The organism is Kaarinaea lacus, from assembly GCF_975902315.1.
This window is the reverse complement of record NZ_CDLKIE010000070.1, coordinates 1-2,688: the sequence shown is the minus strand read 5'-3', so window position 1 is coordinate 2,688 and position 2,688 is coordinate 1. Positions and strand designations below refer to the sequence as shown.

At 47.7% G+C, this 2,688-nt stretch carries 5 protein-coding genes; all 5 read right to left on the bottom strand.

What is annotated here, in order from left to right; translation table 11 throughout:
• Nucleotides 1-68: 68 nt before the first annotated feature.
• A complete protein-coding gene (pheS, locus tag ACWVCM_RS01630; protein WP_455199953.1) occupies nt 69-1,088 on the bottom strand; it encodes a phenylalanine--tRNA ligase subunit alpha in 1,020 nt (339 codons plus the stop codon).
• Between the two features lie 153 nt (nt 1,089-1,241).
• Nucleotides 1,242-1,601: a 50S ribosomal protein L20 gene (gene rplT / locus ACWVCM_RS01625; protein WP_455199952.1), complete on the bottom strand. Its 360-nt coding sequence runs from the start codon at nt 1,599-1,601 to the stop codon at nt 1,242-1,244.
• Nucleotides 1,602-1,626: 25 nt separating this feature from the next.
• Nucleotides 1,627-1,824 carry a 50S ribosomal protein L35 gene (gene rpmI, locus ACWVCM_RS01620; RefSeq protein WP_455199951.1) on the bottom strand — a complete coding sequence of 66 codons (198 nt, stop codon included), beginning with the start codon at nt 1,822-1,824 and terminating at the stop codon, nt 1,627-1,629.
• Between the two features lie 129 nt (nt 1,825-1,953).
• Nucleotides 1,954-2,451, bottom strand: coding sequence for a translation initiation factor IF-3 (infC, locus tag ACWVCM_RS01615; protein WP_455199954.1), 498 nt, complete (start codon nt 2,449-2,451; stop codon nt 1,954-1,956).
• A 21-nt stretch (nt 2,452-2,472) separates the two neighbouring features.
• Nucleotides 2,473-2,688, bottom strand: a 216-nt coding sequence (locus tag ACWVCM_RS01610) for a His/Gly/Thr/Pro-type tRNA ligase C-terminal domain-containing protein (RefSeq protein WP_455199950.1), incomplete at its 5' end; no start/stop codon positions are given.

The following is a 2,688-nucleotide window of genomic DNA, read 5'->3' as shown; positions in this document are numbered from 1 at the left end:
GGGTTAACCCATTCGCGTAACCATAATTCACTAAACTTCATTGTTCATCGCCCATATAACCAAAAGGTTTACCGGAATTGCCTCAGGAAACGCAGATCATTTTCAAAGAATAGTCGCAGGTCATTGACGCCATAACGCAACATGGCCATACGCTCAACTCCAAGACCAAAAGCAAACCCGGTATATTTCTCACTGTCGATATTGACGTGTGCCAGCACATTGGGATGCACCATGCCGCAACCCAGGATTTCCAGCCACCCGGTATGACTGCAAACACGACAACCTTCACCGCCACACATGACACATTGAATATCCGCCTCGGCAGAAGGTTCTGTAAACGGGAAATACGATGGCCTGAAACGGACATCGAGGTCTTTCTCGAAGAAATTTCGCAGGAACTCATCCAGCACACCCTTAAGGTCCGCGAAAGTAACCTTGTCATCCACCAGTAACCCTTCTACCTGGTGGAACATTGGGGTGTGTGTTAAATCAGAATCACAACGATAGACCCGGCCCGGAGCAATAACACGCAAGGGTGGCTGCCTGTCTTTCATTACCCTGATCTGTACCGGTGAGGTATGGGTACGCAGTACCGTATGCTCGTCAAAATAAAACGTATCATGCATGGCACGAGCAGGATGGGATTCCGGGATATTCAACGCCTCGAAGTTATGATAATCATCCTCGATTTCCGGACCTTCAGCCACCTCGAAACCAAGCTGGGTAAACAAACTCTCAATTCGATTTAATGTCCTGGTAACAGGATGCAATCCACCGGATTCCTGACCTCGACCGGGAAGGGTAACGTCTATTGCTTCGGCCGCCAGCTTTGCATCCAGTTCCGCTTTCTTCAGAACCTCACGACGCGCTTCAATTGATTTCTCTACTGCCTGCTTGGCAGTATTGATGATCTTGCCTGCCTCGCGTCGTTCTTCGGGCGGAAGTTTACCCAGGGTTTGCATCTGCCTGGTAAGTTCACCTTTCTTACCCAGATACTGCACGCGCACCTGTTCAAGTGCCGTCACATCTTCTGCGGCATTTATTGCAATCTGAGCATCGCTGACGAGTTTATCCAACTCCTGTTGCACGCTATTTCCCCAAAAGGTTAACTATTCGTTACGTTTTTTTATTACAACTAATTTATTACAAATAAAAAGAGGGAAAGGTATCGGCCTTTCCCTCTTCTAATGTTTCGTGGTTATGAAGCACTATTGAATCTCAAAAGATTCAATAGCTACAAATTAACCAGCGAGACTTGCCTTGGCTTTCTCAGCCAGTTCGGCAAAGGCCTTCTTATCAAACACCGCGATATCTGCCAGCACCTTACGGTCGACTTCAATCTCGGCCTTTTTAAGACCGTTAATAAATCGGCTATACGATAAACCGCACTCACGTGCAGCGGCATTGATACGGGCAATCCACAGTGCACGGAATTGACGTTTACGCTGACGACGATCCCGGTATGCATATTGACCTGCTTTGGTTACCGCCTGAACGGCAACACGATAAACGTTTTTGCGTCGACCACTGTAACCCTTGGCCTTGGCAATAACCTTTTTATGTTTGGCGCGTGCTTGTACGCCGCGTTTCACTCTTGCCATCTCTATTCTCTCCTAATGCGGTAACTTAAACGTAGGGCATCATGCGGTTACACATCTTTACGTCGGCTTCATGAATCATTTCGCCTGAACGTAGTTGACGTTTCCGCTTCGTGCTCTTCTTGGTAAGAATATGACGACGGTGTGACTGGGCGCGCTTAAAGCCGCCTGATGCTGTGCGCTTGAAACGCTTTGCAGCACCACGATTGGTTTTCATCTTTGGCATAACAACAACTCCGCATTTATTTGTTCACTTCAACATAACTAAAATAACTATGTGAACATTAATTAATAAAAACAGCACGTTTTTGACTGGACATCCGGCTGCCACACCGAACGGACAGTAGTGCCTGACCTATTTTTTTGGCGCGATCACCATGGTCATCATCCGGCCTTCCATTCTGGAACGCTGTTCGACTACACCATGGTCGGTAGTATCCTCTTCGATGCGATCGAGCATTTGTGCACCGAGTTCGGTATGTGCCATTTCACGCCCACGGAAACGAATCGTAACTTTGACTCTGTCGCCGTGATTCAGGAAACGTATAAGGTTGCGTAGTTTGACCTTATAGTCGCCAATGTCCGTTCCTGGACGAAATTTAACTTCCTTGACCTGAATTTGTTTCTGCTTCTTTTTTGCCGCGTGTTTTTTCTTGTTTTCTTCAAACAAAAATTTTCCGTAGTCCATCACGCGGCATACGGGAGGTTCAGCATTCGGTACTATCTCGACAAGATCCAGTTCGGCTTCGACCGCCGCCTGTTGTGCTTCATCGATGGGGACTACCCCAACCTGTTCGCCATCTTCACCAATTAATCGCACTTCTGGTGCGGTGATCTCTTCATTCAGGCGAATCTGTTTTTCTTGAGCGATGCTTCAATCCTCCAAATCCAAAATAGTACGGCCGCGACTCGCGATCTCTTCGGCAAGACCCTGAGAAAAATCGGCAAGCGTCATGCTTCCCAGGTCTTTACCGCTACGCGTGCGCACGGCCACCGTTTCATTCTCGGTTTCCTTATCGCCGACTACCAGCAGGTAAGGAATCCGCTGTAAAGTGTGTTCGCGAATTTTAAAGCCGATCTTCTCGTTTCT